This is a genomic window from Glaciimonas sp. CA11.2 (assembly GCF_034314045.1).
Lineage (GTDB): Bacteria > Pseudomonadota > Gammaproteobacteria > Burkholderiales > Burkholderiaceae_D > Glaciimonas.
The window spans coordinates 4,355,108-4,372,972 of the sequence record NZ_JAVIWL010000001.1 but is presented as its reverse complement, the minus strand read 5'-3'; the positions used below and the strand labels follow the sequence as shown (position 1 = coordinate 4,372,972).

At 48.4% G+C, this 17,865-nt stretch carries 16 protein-coding genes; 4 read left to right on the top strand and 12 right to left on the bottom strand.

Features of this window, described 5'->3' with window-relative positions:
* Positions 1-144 precede the first annotated feature (144 nt).
* The 3 genes from RGU75_RS18995 to RGU75_RS18985 form a co-directional block, all read right to left on the bottom strand.
* The gene (locus RGU75_RS18995; RefSeq protein ID WP_322238623.1) at positions 145-411 is read right to left on the bottom strand and encodes a hypothetical protein; all 267 of its coding nucleotides are present in this window, start codon (positions 409-411) and stop codon (positions 145-147) included.
* A 9-nt stretch (positions 412-420) separates the two neighbouring features.
* Positions 421-1,911 (bottom strand): DUF4331 domain-containing protein, encoded by a 1,491-nt coding sequence (locus tag RGU75_RS18990; protein WP_322238622.1) that lies wholly within the window; start codon positions 1,909-1,911, stop codon positions 421-423.
* A 632-nt stretch (positions 1,912-2,543) separates the two neighbouring features.
* Positions 2,544-2,873, bottom strand: coding sequence for a hypothetical protein (locus RGU75_RS18985; RefSeq protein ID WP_322238620.1), 330 nt, complete (start codon positions 2,871-2,873; stop codon positions 2,544-2,546).
* Between the two features lie 674 nt (positions 2,874-3,547).
* Between RGU75_RS18985 and ovoA the strand changes: the two genes are divergently transcribed.
* Positions 3,548-5,683 (top strand): 5-histidylcysteine sulfoxide synthase, encoded by a 2,136-nt coding sequence (ovoA, locus tag RGU75_RS18980; protein WP_322238619.1) that lies wholly within the window; start codon positions 3,548-3,550, stop codon positions 5,681-5,683.
* Positions 5,684-5,876: 193 nt separating this feature from the next.
* Here the strand turns inward: ovoA and RGU75_RS18975 are convergent, their stop codons facing one another.
* From RGU75_RS18975 to RGU75_RS18965, 3 genes are all read right to left on the bottom strand, one after another.
* Positions 5,877-7,916: a TonB-dependent receptor family protein gene (locus RGU75_RS18975; RefSeq protein ID WP_322240663.1), complete on the bottom strand. Its 2,040-nt coding sequence runs from the start codon at positions 7,914-7,916 to the stop codon at positions 5,877-5,879.
* 70 nt (positions 7,917-7,986) lie between these two features.
* On the bottom strand, positions 7,987-8,160 hold the full coding sequence (locus RGU75_RS18970; protein ID WP_322238618.1) for a hypothetical protein: 174 nt from the start codon (positions 8,158-8,160) through the stop codon (positions 7,987-7,989).
* A 193-nt stretch (positions 8,161-8,353) separates the two neighbouring features.
* Positions 8,354-8,641 carry a LysR substrate-binding domain-containing protein gene (locus RGU75_RS18965; RefSeq protein ID WP_322238617.1) on the bottom strand — a complete coding sequence of 96 codons (288 nt, stop codon included), beginning with the start codon at positions 8,639-8,641 and terminating at the stop codon, positions 8,354-8,356.
* A gap of 32 nt (positions 8,642-8,673) precedes the next feature.
* On the opposite strand from RGU75_RS18965, the gene RGU75_RS18960 reads away from it, so the two are divergent.
* Entirely contained in the window at positions 8,674-8,994 is a 321-nt protein-coding gene (locus RGU75_RS18960; protein WP_322238615.1) for a hypothetical protein, read from the top strand.
* A 114-nt stretch (positions 8,995-9,108) separates the two neighbouring features.
* Here the strand turns inward: RGU75_RS18960 and RGU75_RS18955 are convergent, their stop codons facing one another.
* Positions 9,109-9,837 (bottom strand): Bro-N domain-containing protein, encoded by a 729-nt coding sequence (locus RGU75_RS18955; protein WP_322238613.1) that lies wholly within the window; start codon positions 9,835-9,837, stop codon positions 9,109-9,111.
* Positions 9,838-10,108: 271 nt separating this feature from the next.
* Entirely contained in the window at positions 10,109-10,903 is a 795-nt protein-coding gene (locus tag RGU75_RS18950) for an enoyl-CoA hydratase (protein ID WP_322238612.1), read from the bottom strand.
* Positions 10,904-11,188: 285 nt separating this feature from the next.
* Here RGU75_RS18950 and RGU75_RS18945 point away from each other — a divergent pair, with 285 nt between their 5' ends.
* Positions 11,189-12,232 carry a diguanylate cyclase gene (locus tag RGU75_RS18945; protein ID WP_322238611.1) on the top strand — a complete coding sequence of 348 codons (1,044 nt, stop codon included), beginning with the start codon at positions 11,189-11,191 and terminating at the stop codon, positions 12,230-12,232.
* Here the strand turns inward: RGU75_RS18945 and RGU75_RS18940 are convergent.
* From RGU75_RS18940 to ilvB, 4 genes are all read right to left on the bottom strand, one after another.
* Positions 12,206-12,853: an RES family NAD+ phosphorylase gene (locus RGU75_RS18940; protein WP_322238610.1), complete on the bottom strand. Its 648-nt coding sequence runs from the start codon at positions 12,851-12,853 to the stop codon at positions 12,206-12,208. The genes RGU75_RS18945 and RGU75_RS18940 overlap by 27 nt on opposite strands.
* Complete coding sequence (locus RGU75_RS18935; RefSeq protein WP_322238609.1) at positions 12,850-13,545, bottom strand: hypothetical protein; 696 nt, start codon at positions 13,543-13,545, stop codon at positions 12,850-12,852. Before RGU75_RS18935 ends, RGU75_RS18940 begins: the two co-directional genes overlap by 4 nt.
* A gap of 168 nt (positions 13,546-13,713) precedes the next feature.
* Positions 13,714-14,268 carry a YbhB/YbcL family Raf kinase inhibitor-like protein gene (locus tag RGU75_RS18930; RefSeq protein ID WP_322238608.1) on the bottom strand — a complete coding sequence of 185 codons (555 nt, stop codon included), beginning with the start codon at positions 14,266-14,268 and terminating at the stop codon, positions 13,714-13,716.
* 1,107 nt (positions 14,269-15,375) lie between these two features.
* Positions 15,376-17,208, bottom strand: a complete 1,833-nt coding sequence (gene ilvB, locus RGU75_RS18925; protein ID WP_322238607.1) for a biosynthetic-type acetolactate synthase large subunit — start codon at positions 17,206-17,208, stop codon at positions 15,376-15,378.
* A 75-nt stretch (positions 17,209-17,283) separates the two neighbouring features.
* Between ilvB and RGU75_RS18920 the strand changes: the two genes are divergently transcribed.
* Positions 17,284-17,766, top strand: a complete 483-nt coding sequence (locus RGU75_RS18920) for an Lrp/AsnC family transcriptional regulator (RefSeq protein WP_322238606.1) — start codon at positions 17,284-17,286, stop codon at positions 17,764-17,766.
* Positions 17,767-17,865 lie beyond the last annotated feature (99 nt).

Here is a 17,865-nt window from a genome sequence, read left to right as displayed (position 1 = left end):
ACAAAAGACCTTCAGACACAGTTCGTTGGCGTCGTTGCGACGGCAAACTAGAAACCGCAGACGCCGTGGAGGGTCATTGCGGCAGGTCATCAAGACCTAACGCAATAATCATCCAAAGTGCCTGCGGGCTTTAGGTGAAAGCCATTACGTAAGCGGCAGAGGAGCGGTATTATTCGGCGTTGTAGCCGTAATCGAATCGATGGAAACCGGCTCGGTGACATCGGACGTTGTTGCAATAATCCCGTTGACGCTATCGATGAAGGCGTCCTGCGAAGCCACAGGTTCAGCGGTATTATTCGAACCGGTGCGATCAAATGGCGTTTGGTTATCCCCACCACCACCGCAACCGCCCAAGAGCACGGATAGAACCAGCGCTGACCCGAGACCCATCATGCACTTTTTGGTGATCATGTTGGCTCCTCAATTATTGCCCGGCAGGGGCGTGTTGAGATACGGGAACACCGCTTGGAAAGTTGTCGCATCATTGCGTACGCCGTCGGTAAATGCCAGGCCGCCAGCCGCTGCGTCACTCGGTTTACATCCAACACCCAAGGTATCGGTCGCCCCGGTGAGCACACACAATGCGCCCATTGCCACGCGTACGGATAGATCAACGACATCATCCCCAGGACGACGACCATTTGGGAACCCGGCGTTGTCTCCACCAGCTACACCAAGCGCATTTTGAGTGGCTTGAGGTGTTGGCGCAATAGTAGTGTTTAAGCGTAACATTTCGCTGGCTTTGACATTCGCCGGCTGGTTAACGCCTTTGATACCGGTCAAGAACGCTGCCACCAGATCGGTTCGCGGAAAGTTGGTAGGCGCTGGAGCAGACGGAAATAACGTCTGTATGAGCGCAGGAAGCGACGGATTTGTGACGTAAGCAGCAAACTGTGTATCAGCGGAAGGTCTGGATGCATTAAAACGATCCTTATCGTCCAATCCAATCACCACTTCGTTGACCAATGGCATTCCCAGCCTCGACACTTGCGCCCATGGGCCGCCTTCCTTCACAGCGTTGTTGTTTCCAGATGCTGGTTTAGGATTGATCAACCGGCCTTGGCGGACGCTTGCAGTAGTAAAGCCACCGATGACCGGCTCAGTACCATTAGTTAAGCATGAAATCGGCACTTCCAAACTGAGTGAGCTAATGTTCTTGGCAGCAAGATTGTTGGTGTTGCCGGTTTCAGGCCCTAAAGGATTGAGGTTGAATAAGTCAAATATCTTACCGACGGCGATGTAGAAAGATTCCTTACGCTGCCCCACGAAGAGCCGTCCATTGCCACATCCAGGGATCGCCACGTTATAAATATGCTGGTTCGCATAAGTTGCATAACCTGTCGTGCTGCCGAATGATTTGTCACCTATATTGTCGACCGGTTTATCAAAGACGTTGGAACCGTTAGCCGTGTTGGTGACTGAACTCACGGTACCAACACGACGGTCGCCACGCACTATGTCAACGGTGTACGTTTCACGAACATTTAAGGCAGGTGGATTAACACCGCTGATGACACCCGAATTGATGAGCGGAATAAGAGTGGGTTGCCCCCCGACAGTCAATGCGGTACGTTTTGAAGTATTCGTAAATTTAAAGCGGAAGGTAATATTTTCCTTGTTCCCACCATCATTAACAACGCTGATTTCATATAGCGCATTGGCGTCAAATTGGTAGAAATTTGGCCCACCCTGTGGATCTTGAAACGGAATGTAATTGGCTACCAGAGTGACATAGTCCTGACGGCCCGGCTCGTAACTTCGAAACATATAGAAGTCGGTGCCGTCGACCTTCGGCTGACCACTGATAAATGGCGCCTCGCGGTGACTTGAAGCGGCAGCTGAGAAACAGGTGATTGCACTAATTGAGCCGAAGACGACTGCCGCGGCTTTTCTGCTCAGGAATGCTTGCATGACATGATCCAATCGTTAGTAATGGTGATGGGGACATGAGGCTCGTATTGGGGGCTTTGAAGTGGTTCGCAGTCACAGAAAAGTGAAAGCCGAACGCAGGTTACGTTTCTAATATAGGCGGCAGACTAAGCGCGGTCAAGATAAATGTTGTCATTTTTACTTCAACTTTAATTCCCTTTATTTTGGTGCAAAGGGCATTTATTTCTATGCACTCTTTCTTGCCGGTTATTCCATTGCCCATGGGTACGTGTTTAAACCCAAACCTGTTTGGGCAATTGACCTGTCAATGTGGCTGCCGACGTCATAGTGACTGTCTGGTCTTTGTTCATGGCGACGAGAAATAAAAAGCAGGACTGTAAAGTTGTGTTAACAATGGTAAGCCAGCGGGAAGGGTTGCATGGGATCGCAGAACGGTATGAGAGCGGAGTTGAGCCGACCATTAAGAATTCGACTTTCAACATACCGGCCATTTTCAGAAAATAATTCACAATCATATCCACCATCACAAAAAATATACGATGGCGCGTCCTTCTGATTGTAGAGCATGATGGCCAGCTTCAACCCGTCGAAGTTGCGTTATTCGAAGACCAGATATTACGACAGCGAATCAAAGACGTACTCGCAAATTGGCTTCATACCTTCGCCCGACGGCTTAACCATGCGTGAAGAATACTCACCGGGAAAAGTGGAATGAGGCGAAGGAGAGAGGTTTTGCCGCGTCCATTGCGACCGGAAATGTGCGTATCGTTATCCACGCAGATGGATCGAGCGCGCTTCTTGACGTAGAAATTGACAACGATAACGCGCTCCGGCTCATACCTAATGACCGAAGATGGATGAATGGTTGATCCTCCGCAGCCTCCGTCTGGAATGGCTTTCTGAAGCATTACCTGGCCTTCAACGGAGGCTGCTGGTTCATCAATTTGAACATCGATCGGACCATCGTGGTTTTCAAACGGCATACCTACTCCTTAAAGTACAACCGTCACCAGTGCAAAATAAACAGTGCTAAGGCTAACAATATTGCCTTGTCAGCAAAAATTGTAACCGCGCCAACGTCAATCATAGGCGTTGAAGTTAATTTGTTCACCGCCCGTCCCCACATCGACCGTAGATTGCCAAATTAGGAGGCAAGGATTATAAATCGCGATCGCTGCCGTCAAGTCGTACAAACTTTTAAAGTGTTTCTGATAAGCGCCTAAAACCGATGACGAATGCAGATCGCGACAGTTGTCTGGCTTTTCACGCCAGGCACGAACAGGTCTGTTGAAGCGAGGTTAAAAGCACAAAAAAAAGTGGCTTTGATTTACCGATATTCATTTGAAGGAAGAATCACATAGGACACCCGTATCTAGCCGTTTGAAGGAAAATGTAAATAGTTTTTTGGCTTTATCAAGGGAGGTATTTAATGCTTAAGTGATCAACTAATTCTCTAAAAAGTAGTCGTGTTTTTGACGGCTGCATCTATTCCTTTCGTGCCATTTTTTTCTTTATTTGCTCTTGACAACCACTACTTTTAATTCCAATATGTAATTTCCTTAAGGAAATATTTTTGTTTGGATGCTGGTTTCCATGGCTCCTTGTTTGAAAGGGGTTCCTCCATGTCGTATTCAACTCAACTAAACTTTCCGACATAATGACTCTTCCGCAGCCCACGCGTACCGTCCTTTTAAACCACTCAAATTCTGAACAAAAACGCGCTGAAATCCTCGCCTATTTCACTCAGACATTTGATCTTTACGAATCGTTATTCAACTGTTTATCGGACGAGCGGGCTTGGTACAACAAGGCAATTAATTTACGACACCCGTTAATTTTTTATTTTGGTCATACCGCTGCATTTTTCATTAATAAGTTATTGGCAGCCCATCTGATCAATGAGCGTATTGACCCAAAAATTGAGGCGATGGTTGCTATTGGCGTGGATGAAATGAGTTGGGATGATTTGAATGAGCAGCATTATGACTGGCCGTCAATTATGCAGATGCGGGCATATCGCATCAAAGTACGCGCTAAAGTCATACAACTTATTACGCACATAAAGATTGCCTCACCGATAGACAGGGATAGTGCAGTCTGGGTTCTATTGATGGGCATAGAACATGAGAGAATTCACCTGGAAACCTCTTCTGTATTGATACGCCAATTGTCACTGGCGTATGTGTCTACCGATTTCAGTTGGCCCATCTGTCCTCACGCAAGCCATATCTTAGGCCAGGCACCTATTAACAGCCTGATCGACATACCGGCACAATCCATATCTATAGGAAAATTAAGCAGCGATGCTACTTATGGCTGGGATAATGAATACGGGCAACGCAACATAGCCGTTGCCGATTTTCAGGTTAGTCAGTTCCTGGTGAGTAACGAAGAATTTTTAGCTTTTGTGCTGAATGGCGCCTATCAAGAAAAATCTTACTGGAGTGATGAGGGCTGGAATTGGTGTCGTTATAGCGGCGTCAGCATGCCGACATTTTGGGTCGGCGACATTAAGCAAACCACACGTCTCAAATTAAGGCTTATGTTGGAGGAAGTTCCAATGCCATGGAACTGGCCTGTCGAAGTTAATCAATATGAAGCTGCAGCTTTTTGCGCATGGAAGGCAGCATTCACCGGGTTACCTATTCAACTTCCAAGCGAAATGGAATGGAAAGTTTTACGTGAGCGCATTGCCTGCGACCAGCCTGATTGGGTCTCGGCTCCGGGAAATGTAAACTTGGAACACTGGGCATCGCCATGTCCTGTTGATCAGTTTCCGCAAGATGAGTTTTACGATGTAATTGGCAATCTGTGGCAGTGGACCAGTACTGCGACTGATGGCCTGCAGGGATTTAAAATATATCCTTTATATGATGATTTTTCAGTGCCCACATTTGATGGGAAACATATTCTAATAAAAGGCGGAAGCTGGATTTCGACCGGCAATCTTGGATTGCGCTCTGCGCGATATGCCTTTCGGCGTCATTTTTTTCAACATGCAGGATTTCGTTATGTCACCTCTCACTATCAGGAAAAGTTACCGATGAATCCTTATGAAACAGATTCAGCAGTTGCGCAATACCTGGATTTTCACTATGGCCCCGAATATTTCGGGGTTGCCAATTTTTCAAAAAAACTCGCTGATATTTCTGCAATGCTTTGTGAGAAAAAACATCGCGCCTTAGATATTGGTTGCGCCGTTGGGCGTTCCGCTCTGGAGCTTGCAAGGCATTTTTCTCATGTGGACGGTGTCGATTATTCGGCCCGTTTCATCGACGTTGCCATAGCGCTCATCAAACATGATCGTGTGCGGTATGAAGTGCCGATAGAAGGAGAGTTGTTTGAGTATCGAGAAGTTTGCCTGAGCGAGCTGGAGTTAAATGCAGAACAGGCCATCAAGGTCAATTTCAGTCAGGGTGATGCCTGTAACCTGAGCAAAAAATATCGTGACTATGACCTCGTGTTAGCAGCTAATTTGATTGACCGTTTAGTAGAGCCTGCAGTATTTCTTGAGGATATAGGAACGCGCATACGTCCCGGAGGGCTACTACTGTTGACCTCGCCTTACACTTGGCTGGAGGAACACACGCCAAAATCGAACTGGTTGGGCGGATTTCGAGAAAATGGGGAAGCCGTGACCACCTATCAAGCGCTTAAACGTATCCTGGCTACTATGTTTGACGAGGTGCAAGCGCCTCAGGACATTGATTTTGTAATCAGGGAAACATCCAGAAAATATCAACATACGCAGGCTCAGCTTACTATCTGGCGCCGCAAGATGATGCCGAAGTAAAAGACATTCAGTTAATCCGGAATAAATATACGTTACCAAGCCGTACCCATGGCGGACTGACCATCGTCACAAAGATTAGCTTTTGCGGCGGCGACTAGTCATGGATACCAGCCATGCGGTTTAAACCGCATGGCACCGAGTTGGCAATCAGTGTCAACTCGGTACCAATCAGAGTTCTAAAACTGCAAGAAACTCAGAATCGATAGCTCGCATTGACGCCCGCTAACCAATTGCGTCCAGGAGCGCTTTCATAAAACTGACTATTGGCTTGATTAACAATCACAGATCCAACGTATGCGTGGTCGAACACATTGTCGACACGCGCAAATTCGGTGAATGCCCATTTTCCCAGTGTCTGTCGTACAACCGCGCGCAGGTTCATCAAACTATATCCACCTGCGTAGGCCTTATTTAGATCGTTTGCGGCCATGCTACCTGCCGCCCTTCCCTCCACCGCAAACTCAAGCGAATTGTCGGGTTTACGCCAAACCAGCTCGGCAAATAACCCTTGATTCGGTACGCCCGGAATACGATTGCCCCGTGCGACGTTATAAGAAGTCGTCACATTATTGCTGGCATTGGTAATGTTTTCTGTGTACGACTGCGCAACCTTGGCGTCCAGCAACGTGTAGGCGACATTTGCTTGCAAGTGATACGGCAGTTGAAACTCTGTACTCAGCTCTAGTCCATCACGCGTTGTTTTTGGCGCATTCATATAGGATGTTTTGCCGCCGTTGCTTGCCGCAATCACGATGTCGTCGGTGGTATCAGCGTGAAACAGAGCGATTGTTACCTGTGCGCTGTTAGAAATTTGGCTCTTGTATCCAATTTCGATCTGCTTGGTCTTGGCGGCGTTGATACCAATATTGCCGGTATTCGTGCCACCAGAATTGACATAGCCCGGACTATAGATGATCTGATTGAGTGTCGGTGTATCAAAGCCGGAGCCATAAGACACATACACGTTTGCATTTTCCTGAACGTAATATTGCGCCGAAACCATACCGGTTACTGCTTGATAGGTATGCGAACCCAATGAGGCCAAATTGTTGTTGCTGTTTGCACTTAAGGTAATTTGCGATTGCCGTAAACCAGCGGTAAATGCCAAGCGATCGGTAGGACGTAATTCACCTTGCAAATAGAAGTCAAGATTACGCGCCTCCATTGAATAATCCTGATCTGTCGCCGCAATTTTCTCCTGACCTGCGATATTGGAAAACGTTAAACGGTGATCCCTGTTTTCGTTACCATCCACGCCAACGACTATTTTAAGAGGCATGCCGCCAATATTTTCCGAATGCAACCACTTGCTGTCCATACCAAAAAAATCGCGCTTTAGATTGATGACGCCATTTACCGTTGAGGCAAGATATTGGGTGGTTTTGCGCTCGCCGCCATAAGGTGTAAAAGTGAGCGAGTCGGTTGCACTGATGCGCTGATCCACCGTCACGCCGACTTGGGTCTGATCAACACTTTTGCGGGTGTTAAATGCTGCCGCTCCGGTTCCTGCTCCGCGCGGATTTGCTTGTAATTGGGCGGCAGTTAATCCTAATGGATCAAGCGCAGTCAAATGCACCCTGTTAGCCACTACCGTCACCGTCGTATCCGGCGTCAGTGTAAAGCGCAGCTTCGCATTTTCATTATTCCTATCGGCAGCGCTATGATCGCGATAACCGTCTGTATGAAGCGCACCAGCATCCACAAGATAATTAAGACCGTTTTCATCGCCATCGATTTTGACGCCGTACTTGCGCTGTCCGAACGATCCCATCGAAAAATAGGGCATCACTTCCGCTCCCGGCTTTCCATTTTCTGAGAAGACGTTGATAACGCCGCCTGCGGAATTGCCGTACAAAACAGAAAACGGACCACGCATGACTTCAATATGATCGGCAGAAGCCAGATCAATATGTGAAATCTGGCCCTGCCCGTCAGCCGCCGTTCCAGGAATACCATCGACAAATATTTTGATGCCACGCGCACCGAAAGCTGAATTAGCACCAAAACCTCTTGAAGAAATCAATAGATCCTGCGCATAGTTTTGGCGATTCAGCGCAAAAATGCCGGGCGCGCGCGCCAGCGGTTCTGACATATTTTGTTCAGCAGTACCATCGTGAATCTGACGAGAATTCACCACATCAATTGACGCAGCTGTGTCCATGACGCGCTGTTCAGTCCGACTAGCTGACACTACGACTTCCTTAAGTGGTTGAGATGTATCGTCGGCAGCCATACTCACGGAGCTCAATGTGCTGAGCACGCCAAGCGCAGCCAACACATATGGGGAAGTTTTCGATCTTTTTTTAAAATTGGGGAATGCGGCAGAGGCAGGGAAAAGCAAAAACATTTTGCATACTCTTTAGGGAAGCATCTGCCGGAAATGCCATCGCAATCGTCAGAGGATGCTTCAGCGCTGCCAACACATGTACAACAATCAGAATCAAAAAAATGAACACCATCACTTTTTGGATAATCATGAACATATTTCGTAACTTCGGATTTTGCCACGGAACGATCAATTTCCGCATAAAGTTTTTTAATTATTCGATGTAATCGGCATATTGTGTATCCGTTTGCCGAATCACAATCAACGCTTTCAGGCTGTTGAGTCAATACGCCACCTACCTTACTTTTAACTTCGCCGGGCTCGATACCTACGCTATTTTGCACCTAAGCTGTTTCATCAAGAAAAATTTTCAAGCGTTCAATAAACCATTCTCCGCCAGGTCCTGGAGGTGACGCAGCGGGATGGTCAGCCGACATAGCCAGCTTCATCCCGCCTTCAGGTATGCCCTCAACTTGCAACATAACAAGGGCACCAGTAGCAAGGTCGCGTTCAATCATGTGCAACGGCATGCTTCCCCAACCGATACCGTTTAGAAGAAAGGCATGCTTCGCTGACAGGTCGGCCAGACGCCAAGTCTGCGGAGACATCACACCGTAGTCTTGCCCCGTCATTAAAACCGATCGGTCCGTGAGAACGAGTTGAAATGAACGCACGCGATGTCACGTCGGAAGAATTAGGCGGTGTAGAGGCCACCGACATCGTGGACCTTTCACTACCCGGCGCAAAGGTAGTTAAAGCCTTCAACCAACTACCCGCTGCAGTCCTGACAAGCAACCCGTCTCAACATGAAGGCCGTCGCGTTGTGTTCGTCGCGAGCAACGACGACGACGCTAGCATCACTGTCGCAGGTTTAGCCGAGCAGTTTGGTTTTGCACCTATTTTGCTCGGCAAGATCGCAGAAGGTGTCCTTCTTCTTCGGTTGACCGGACCACTCATGCTTAAAAATTTGATCAAACTGGGTTGATTAACAATTGGGACCTATGCGGTGGCACGGAGGCAATTTGGCTCCGTCATCGCTACAAGCAAAAGTTGCGGACATGGTGGACCTGTCGGCGCTAGAAAATAACTCTAACAACCATTATAGAATTTGTTTCAGCGCCTTCTGCGCCTGGAGTCTGGCGAGCGATTCGTTGATATCGCCTTGTGCGATTTTCAACCAGCGTTCGCAGGCGTTAAGTTCGGTGCGGTAGGTGTGCGCCAGCGCCGCACCCAATGTGCCTTGAGCGATAACATCGAGTGCTTTATCAACGATTAGTCGGGGGTTAGGCTGGCTGACCTCACATTGGTAGGCGACATGCCGCTGAAGATGCGCGCGAATTAAGTGGAAAGCCTCACGAGAAAGTTGCCGGGCGCGCTGATCAATCGCCTTATCGACCAAGGTTGGCCTAGCGATACTTGGTGTAGCCATTCCAGTTAGCAAAAGCGCATTTACATCGATAGTGTCTGGACGTTTTTGCCCCTTTTGGGATTGACCTTGCTTACGCAGGATGGGCAAGACATCGTGCGTTACCCATCGCTTGAACGCCTTGGCCAGATTGTGACGACTGCGCATGATCAAGCTGTAAAGACCTGACTCGGTGATGAGTGTGGTTTCTTGAGGGCGGCCCATGGCATCATTGGCGATGATGTTATCAACTTCGTACAAATCGAGACGGGACAAGGCTTGGGGCGCGTCAGTAACGTGCAACACCGCACAGACATCGCTGGCGAAGAACCAGAATTGATCGTTCTTTTCGATAGTCCGCACGGTATGGTAGCCGAAGGTAAAGGTGGCAGGCAGGACGGATGATTGGTAAACGGTAGACACTATATTCTCCTTAATTGCACAACGCCACGATTAACGGGGTGGCACGCCGGCTCTTAAGGTGGGTTTAACACCATTGCTAAAGAATAAGCGTTGAAACAATTTCCGTCAAGCAATAAGTCAATCTCAAAGGCGGAATACGTCCATAGGTAGTTTGTATGAAAATCACCGCAGAGCTAATGAATCTGAGCCAAACATGCTCACACGCAAATCTCAGAGAGATTCGGGGGTCCATATATTCGTACCTGCGTAATCCTGCCCCGTTCGTGCTCCATCAAGAATGCCATACCGCCTGACGCTTATCCAAAAAGGCGTCGATCCCTTCTGCCGCATCAGGCTCCATGATGTTACGCGCCATGACTTCGCTGGCGCAATCGTAGGCATCGCCGAGCGCCATTTGCCTTTGCTTGTAGAACATCATTTTGCCGTAGCGCACCGCTGTCGGGCTTTTGCTGACGATCACGGCTACCTTGCGCGCTACTGCCTCGTCCAAGGCATCCTCTGGAACGGCTTCGTTGATTAGTCCCCAATCCGCGGCGGTGGCGGCGTCGATAAAGCGTCCTGTGAACAGCATGTCGAATGCGCGTTTGGTCGATATATTGCGCGACAAGGCGACGGCCGGTGTTGCGCAGAATAAGCCGACATTGATGCCGGATACCGCAAACCGCGCTGACTCTGAGGCGATCGCCAAATCGCAGCTGGCAACTAATTGACATCCCGCCGCCGTGGCAATGCCTTGCACCCGCGCGATAACCGGTATCGGCAGCGCCTGAATGCTCATCATCAGGCGGCTACAACGTGCAAACAGCGCCTGGTAATAAGTGAGGTGATAATTACTTCTCATTTCGCGTAAGTCATGCCCTGCACAGAAGGCTTTTCCAGCAGCGCACAAGACGACACAACGCACGCTGGAATCGATGGCAATGGCATCAAATGCCGTTTGCAATGCATCAAGCGCGTTCTCGGACAACGCGTTCATTTGCAGGGGCCGGTTCATGCGAAGTGTCGCGACACCATCGCGGTCTTCTCTGATTAGTGTTGCGTCGGACGGTTGGCTGTATTGATACATTTAAGCGCTCCTGAAGTGCTAATTATATTTTTACTCAGCAGCAATAAAGTTGACGATGCTGTCGTTAAGCTGATCCTACCTACAATTTATTGAAGAGGCTTGGCTTTGTTGTCGCCAAAACCAGAATATGATCCTTAATCGTTGCTGCATTTATGCGTCTTAAAATCTTACTTTACATCTCTTTCACTACACCTGATTTTAGTGAATAATGTCTGAATCAATAGTCGGACAAAAAAGTTAATGATTCACATTGATTAACTTATTTCTTCGGAACACGATCAAATAATGAAAATTATAAAGAGCAATGCAATGATTTCCAGGAAAAGTAAAGAAGAGCACAATTTTGCGGTCCGTCTTATGCAGCATCTGGTTGTACCTACCTTTGTTCTAGATCCGCAATGCAAAGTGGTCATTTGGAATATGGCTTGTGAGCGCCTCACCGGCATCCCCGCTTCTGAAATGATTGGCACATCAGACCATTGGCGCGGATTCTATTCCACACCGCGCCCTTGTCTTGCCGATCTCATCATTCATGAGCGGACAAGAGATGTAAATGACCTTTACGTATGGAATAAAAATATTGAAAAAGTACCTAACGGGCTTTATGCAGAGAACTGGTGCGTGATGCCGCAACTCGGCACCAGACGTTATCTCGCTATCGATGCCGGACCGATCTATGATGAAACTGGACACCTGATTTCTGTCGTTGAAACGTTACGTGACATAACGCTTCAAAAGGAAGCGCAAAGTGCTTTGCAAGATTTGGCATCCAAAGACGGTCTGACTGGCATTGCCAACCGGCGTTGTTTCGACGAAACGTTAGAAGCCGAATGGCATCGTGCCATCCGAAAATCTCACCCGCTGACGTTATTGATGGTTGATGTAGATCACTTTAAAGACTACAACGACCGCTATGGACATCAGGCTGGTGATGCATGTCTTAAGCGCATCGCCGCTGCCATGGCCAACACTCCGCTACGCGCCTATGATCTGGTTGCACGCTATGGCGGCGAAGAATTCGCGGTGATCCTGCCAGAAGTAACTTTTGAGGGGGCGCAAGCCGTCGCAGAGCGTATTCGGGCAGTGATCGCACAACTCGGGATTCTTGATTCGGCCTCTACCGGCGGTGTAGTGACGATCAGCATTGGTGCTGCAACAGTCAACGCTGTCAGCGCTGAGACCGGCAGCAACAAGTCTTCACAACTTGTTGCTGCTGCTGATGCCGCCCTGTATCAAGCCAAGCATGCAGGGCGCAATCGGGTTATTGCAGTCCAGGTGGATGCGGCGACATGTCAGCAGATTCTAGTCAGCGTCGATCCCAACTCTTAACGCTAAAGTCAATATTTGCTGACGAAAGAAATCGTTGCCTTTGAGTGCGCCGCCGATGCGCTTTCCGGCCAACGCAGAAGCAACCCGATCTCCAAACAGCACAACCGCCTGATCACGATCGCGTTGACGAGACATCCAGCGCATACCGTCAACGTGCGGGAATTGCTGGTGGATCGCTTCTGCCCATCTCGCAGTTCTCAAGTAGTCGAATGGTGCGCTGTTGATCAACTCAGCCTTAGGTACTTTGAGCCGGTGCAATCCATCGGTTGTTAAATCGACTAGTTGCAGATCACGTTGCGGTGTGATCTCGCCGTATCCGCGCATGGCAAAACCATCCAGATCCACAAATTTATCTTCCGCATCGATGGAGATATTGTGGAAGACCGTCTCGAAAATAGCGCATTCCAGCGACGAGCCGCCGTACAAATAAGGCACAACATTTCCAGCAAGCCCTTTGATGGGTGCAAATCGGGTTGGATTGCGCAAGACACCTTTGGCATCTATTCCCGGATTGAAACTCTCTGGCGTAAAAGCAACGTCGTGCACTACGTGGATTATCTGTCCTGCGGGCCAGATTTCGATCAATGGATCGAGCGATACCCCGGGCGCACGGCACGTCAAGCGGCGTTCCCGGCGGTTTCCCGTTTGGCAGCATCCAATATCGCGTCTGGATTAGCCTCTAGCAAATCAACCGGCCGGGCTTGATTGGGCAGCCAACCATTATTTGACGCGAACCAGAATGCCACCTTCCAAGGAGATTTTTTGTCATCAAATACTTCTAAAACCGGTTGAATCGCTTTGATCGGCTTGTAATCTTCAAACTGAAAGAGCGGGAAAACTTCACGCGTTTTTCCTGTATCGTCGCGATGACTGACAGAAAATACCTGGTGACGTTTCTTCCAGTTATCTGCTAAGGCACTGCGATTTGCAGAACGGGAGTTATTTTTTTCAGCCAGATCTTCCGCAGTCATATAGCCAAATTCATTGAGAATACGCGCACGACGGGTCGCCAGTCGAAGCGCCATCTGGGTATCGACAGCAGACGGCGATACCAGTTGGCCGGTCATGAACTCCACCAGATCCTCCAGCTTTTTTTCGCGCACTTTCCCTGTTTTTTCGACCAGCAGTTGATCAAGAAAAGGGAGTAAGGTTTCCAATACGCGTGACGCTTGGTCACTGTTGACGCCGATTAAATACGCGTGTGTCGATTGGCTATCCGGCACGGCGTGGCGTGCCTCTTTCTGATTCGGCGGCCAGGACTGGAACGTCAGAACGTTGCCTGGTGTGACTTCCTGGTGGCGTATTTTGGTCATAAAGCACCCATTGATGATTTTGATTGTATTTTACTATACCCAATCAAAATCATCAAATATGAGGTACTGAGTCGACGCATACGGGCCACACTATCGCTATTCGGCATACCATTACATACGGGCTAAGACTGCAAACATTGCCCTATTATTGAATTGTTCGCGTATTCATTATTGACCGTACCGTCCAACCACACTCTGCCCTACAAACGTATGGCCTTTGAGTGCTGCGAGCAGTTCATCCCGATTAAGTCCTTTCGGCAAACTCATCGGTGCGAGATCGGACGCAATCACTGTCAACACATAATGGTGAGGGATATCGCCCGCTGGAGGGCAAGCGCCACGATAGGCTTGCGCGCCAGATATGTTTTTGCCAACGGTTACATCGGGGCCATCAACCTGTCCGTCACCCTGCTTTAATTGCCCTGCTTCGCTGGCAATATTGTAGGCAACCCAATGGGACACCCCAAGGCCCTTATTTCCATCAGGATCGAATAATAAAATAGCCACAGTTTTAGTGCCTGCCGGAAGATTTGACCATGAAACCTGCGGCGACACGCCTTTTCCACCACAACCAGCGGCGTCACCAGCATACATTGCGGGCATGACGCCGCCGTCAGAAAACGCAGTGGAAGTGACTTTCATCCCTTCTGCATAAGCAAATCCGACCGACAGCGACAACATTGCAGCTAATACTGCGGCTGTGAAAATCCTTAAAGATGTCATATGAGCCCTCGAATGGTTGTTGGTTGTTGGTTGGCGTTGATAACGACTGACTTAAAAAGTTACTTCGGCACGGAAAAAAGCGAATTCATAACATATATTGGAATCGATACGATTGATGCAATGTAATTATTACTTAATGCATTTTGAATGGCTTTACGACTATTTGCAAAATACCAATCAATAATCATAACGCCAAACACATCTTTAGAAGCGAAAACGGTGTTAGTCAAGTTCTACTTGATGTTGTTTTATTGCAAAAAAATGCCCCGGATTTGAAGCAGCGCATGATGACACCTACTGCGCGATGTACGATCTTCAATAGGCACTGCAGAGCACAGATCGAATCATGGCTTGCGAACTAACTGTAAAAAAGACTATTTAAATCATATATTTATATCAATAAAATACATCAATACATGCACATTTTAGAAGCTGAAACAAATGGGGAGTGAATATAATCGGTTTCAACGAGCGTTATTTATGAATCATATAAACTTTAAAATTCATATACTTACATCAAATACCTCTACTCATACCTTACTTATAATTATCAGTCATCGTGAATCTAGCCCAGATTTAATATATTGCATTGCAGTGACCAATAAATATCTTTTAAATCAATTAGTTATAAAAATATCTACATCAGTACTTTAACTTTAAGTCTTACAACCAAAAGTACGCAAATATCGGCTTGATTGCCTCCGCGGCATCAATAGGTATCAAGCAACTTAATCGTAATAAATACTATGTAAATCATATAGTTAAGAATTATACCTACATCAATACTTCACATTGCTTTAACTAGCATAACGGCGCAAACCTTAACTTAATAGTTCTAGTTGTAGCCAGGTTGTCAGGCGCATTGCCTGCAATCTTGCGATCTCGATTTGCCCGATAAAGTATTGGATGCAGTTGCGGATGTATTTACGGACATATTTGAAGCCGCAATTCAACCCACACTTCGAGCAAATCGCACCTTTCGATTCGACCATTTTTTTGTGAATAGTGTGAATAAAATAAAACAGGTCAGGCACGGGGATCACCGTTGCTGACCTGTCGACCAGATCACGTGGATAACGCGACCTGACTTATTTTTTTGAAATCTCTTTAAGTCGCAGAATCTGGTGGTCTTGTAACGACCGACCCGGTGCGACTGTCATACCAGCGGTTCTCTGACAGCATGATCTCGTGGTGTCCGCTTCCGCCCGGTATCATGGGAAAACAGTTTTCGAGCTGCTCGACTGCAACATCCAGCAGAAAAGGACCGGGTGAAGAAAGGCAGGCGTCAATCGCCTCACTCACTTCAGAAGCCAGTTCAACACGGCGTGATCCCCACCCGAATGCCTTGGCCAAAGCAACAAAGTCTGGCAACGCCTCGTTATAACTATGGCTATATCGCGCGCCATGATGCAGTTCTTGCCATTGCCTGACCATTCCCATGCAGCCATTGTTTGAAATAATGACTTTCACCGGACATCGATGTTGGGCAGCCGTCGCCATCTCCTGAATATTCATCAAAATGGATGCATCGCCGCTGACACACACCACCAACTTATCCGGATGCGCAATCTGTGCGCCAATCGCCGCGGGCAAACCGTAGCCCATCGTGCCTGCGCCGCCCGAGGTAAGCCAGCGATGCGGTGCTTCAAACTGAAGATATTGCGCCGCCCACATTTGATGTTGACCAACATCAGTTGACACAATCGCGTCAGTACCGTCAAGATGTTCAGCCAATGTTTGCATCAGGTGTTGCGGCACGATGGTTGGGAGTGAATGCGTATAACCAAGAGATTCTTCAGCGCGCCATAGTGCAATTTTGGCCCACCAGTCAGCGGTGCGAGTGGCATCTAGCGGCAACGATGCAAGCTGCTCACCTAAAGCGGCAAGTACTTTGGCGCAATCGCCGACCAGTCCAACATTTGTTTTGACAACCTTGCCGACTGATGCTGGATCGATATCGATATGAACGATGCGTGCTTCAGGGCAAAAGTCTTTTAACCGGCCCGTGACACGATCATCAAAACGTGCGCCGACACAGACGACAAGATCCGCTTCATGCATAGCCAGATTGGCTTCCAGCGTGCCGTGCATTCCCAACATACCAAGCCATTGCGGATCGGATGCGGGAAACGCGCCGAGCCCCATCAACGTGAGCGTACATGGCGCGTTGGTCATATGTACCAGATCAACAAATTGCGCGCATGCCTCACTGCCGGAGTTGATCAACCCTCCTCCGCCATAAAGTATAGGCCTGCGTGATGCTGCGATCATCTGTGCCGCTTCACGTAAAAGCGCAACCGGCGGCAAGTCCGCCAGCGTTAAATCGGTCGACGCAGGCAATGCGGCAGATGACGCGGTTTGGGGACGGGCGACAAACAACCGTCCCTGAATATCTTTCGGTATATCGATTAATACCGGCCCTGGCCGTCCGGTCGTCGCCTGCGCTACTGCATACCGAACCGTATCCGGAATATCGGCAACGTCACCAATCTGAACGTTCCACTTGGTGACCGTACGAGAAATGCCAAGCGCATCACACTCTTGAAACGCGTTCGTACCAATCGCAGTCGTCGCGACTTGTCCGCTCACGCACAATAACGGAATAGAATCACTCAAGGCATCAAGTAAGCCAGACGTTGTATTGGCGATCCCTGGCCCCGACGTCACAAAAACCACCCCAAGGCGACCGGTTGATCGGGCGTAACCTTGCGCTGCATGGACGGCAGCCTGCTCATGACGAACGAGAATATGCCGAAGGCGCGGCTCCGAATGTAGTGCATCGTAGAGTGGCAATACTGCGCCGCCCGGATAGCCAAAAATGGTATCTACGCCGCAATCAATCAACGTACGCAATAGAACCTGTGCGCCGGTCAATTGCAGGTGCGGCTCAGAATCCAACAACGCATTGTTGGAAGATAAAGTATTTTGGCTTATTTTCATACTAAAATGATATTCTATTTCAGCCTGAAAAGGATTCATAATTTCAGTTGAATTGCTTACACTTCGGAAAATAAAATGACTATTTCAAAGAAAGACGGAAAAATATTCGACATTCAGGATTTCGCGATTTTGCGGGCACTTTTGCAAGACTCGCGCAAAAGCCTGCAAGATATTGGTCAAGAAGTCGGGCTGTCCACAACATCATGCTGGAACCGCATCAAACGCATGGAATCGGCTGGCGCAATCCAAGGCTATACGGTCAAAGTCGATCTTGCCCAACTTGGGTATCAAGATACTGTCATCATTCAGGTCAATCTGGAGAGTCACAGCGATGAAACGTTGTACGAATTCGGTCGTATTCTTGAAACGATTCCAGAGGTCATGGAGGCCTATCTGGTCTCCGGCGACTACGACTATTACATTCGCATCGCCGTTAAAGACACGCGAGATTACGAGCGTTTATTAAGAGAAAAGCTGTATAAAATACCCGGCATACGGCATAGCAAATCGAGCTTTGTATTGCGTACTTTGAAGAAATCGGACACGCCTTTTGCTTGATGTGAGGGGAATAAACGATCATCCTTGCCTAGCAAGAATGTGCGATTCCCCTCATCGCCATACCGCGTTTTCCGGCCTCGCAATGCGTGCTTAGCTAGA

Excerpts from the sequence above, each read along its gene's own strand:
- RGU75_RS18985 (WP_322238620.1), bottom strand. The coding sequence starts at position 2,873 with ATGCCGTTTGAAAACCACGATGGTCCGATCGATGTTCAAATTGATGAA.
- RGU75_RS18950 (WP_322238612.1), bottom strand. The coding sequence starts at position 10,903 with ATGTATCAATACAGCCAACCGTCCGACGCAACACTAATCAGAGAAGAC.
- ilvB (WP_322238607.1), bottom strand. The coding sequence starts at position 17,208 with ATGAAAATAAGCCAAAATACTTTATCTTCCAACAATGCGTTGTTGGAT.
- RGU75_RS18935 (WP_322238609.1), bottom strand. The coding sequence starts at position 13,545 with ATGACCAAAATACGCCACCAGGAAGTCACACCAGGCAACGTTCTGACG.
- RGU75_RS18960 (WP_322238615.1), top strand. The coding sequence starts at position 8,674 with ATGAACGCACGCGATGTCACGTCGGAAGAATTAGGCGGTGTAGAGGCC.
- RGU75_RS18995 (WP_322238623.1), bottom strand. The coding sequence starts at position 411 with ATGATCACCAAAAAGTGCATGATGGGTCTCGGGTCAGCGCTGGTTCTA.
- RGU75_RS18990 (WP_322238622.1), bottom strand. The coding sequence starts at position 1,911 with ATGCAAGCATTCCTGAGCAGAAAAGCCGCGGCAGTCGTCTTCGGCTCA.
- RGU75_RS18920 (WP_322238606.1), top strand. The coding sequence starts at position 17,284 with ATGACTATTTCAAAGAAAGACGGAAAAATATTCGACATTCAGGATTTC.
- RGU75_RS18970 (WP_322238618.1), bottom strand. The coding sequence starts at position 8,160 with ATGATTATCCAAAAAGTGATGGTGTTCATTTTTTTGATTCTGATTGTT.
- RGU75_RS18965 (WP_322238617.1), bottom strand. The coding sequence starts at position 8,641 with ATGACGGGGCAAGACTACGGTGTGATGTCTCCGCAGACTTGGCGTCTG.
- RGU75_RS18975 (WP_322240663.1), bottom strand. The coding sequence starts at position 7,916 with ATGGCTGCCGACGATACATCTCAACCACTTAAGGAAGTCGTAGTGTCA.
- RGU75_RS18945 (WP_322238611.1), top strand. The coding sequence starts at position 11,189 with ATGAAAATTATAAAGAGCAATGCAATGATTTCCAGGAAAAGTAAAGAA.
- ovoA (WP_322238619.1), top strand. The coding sequence starts at position 3,548 with ATGACTCTTCCGCAGCCCACGCGTACCGTCCTTTTAAACCACTCAAAT.
- RGU75_RS18930 (WP_322238608.1), bottom strand. The coding sequence starts at position 14,268 with ATGACATCTTTAAGGATTTTCACAGCCGCAGTATTAGCTGCAATGTTG.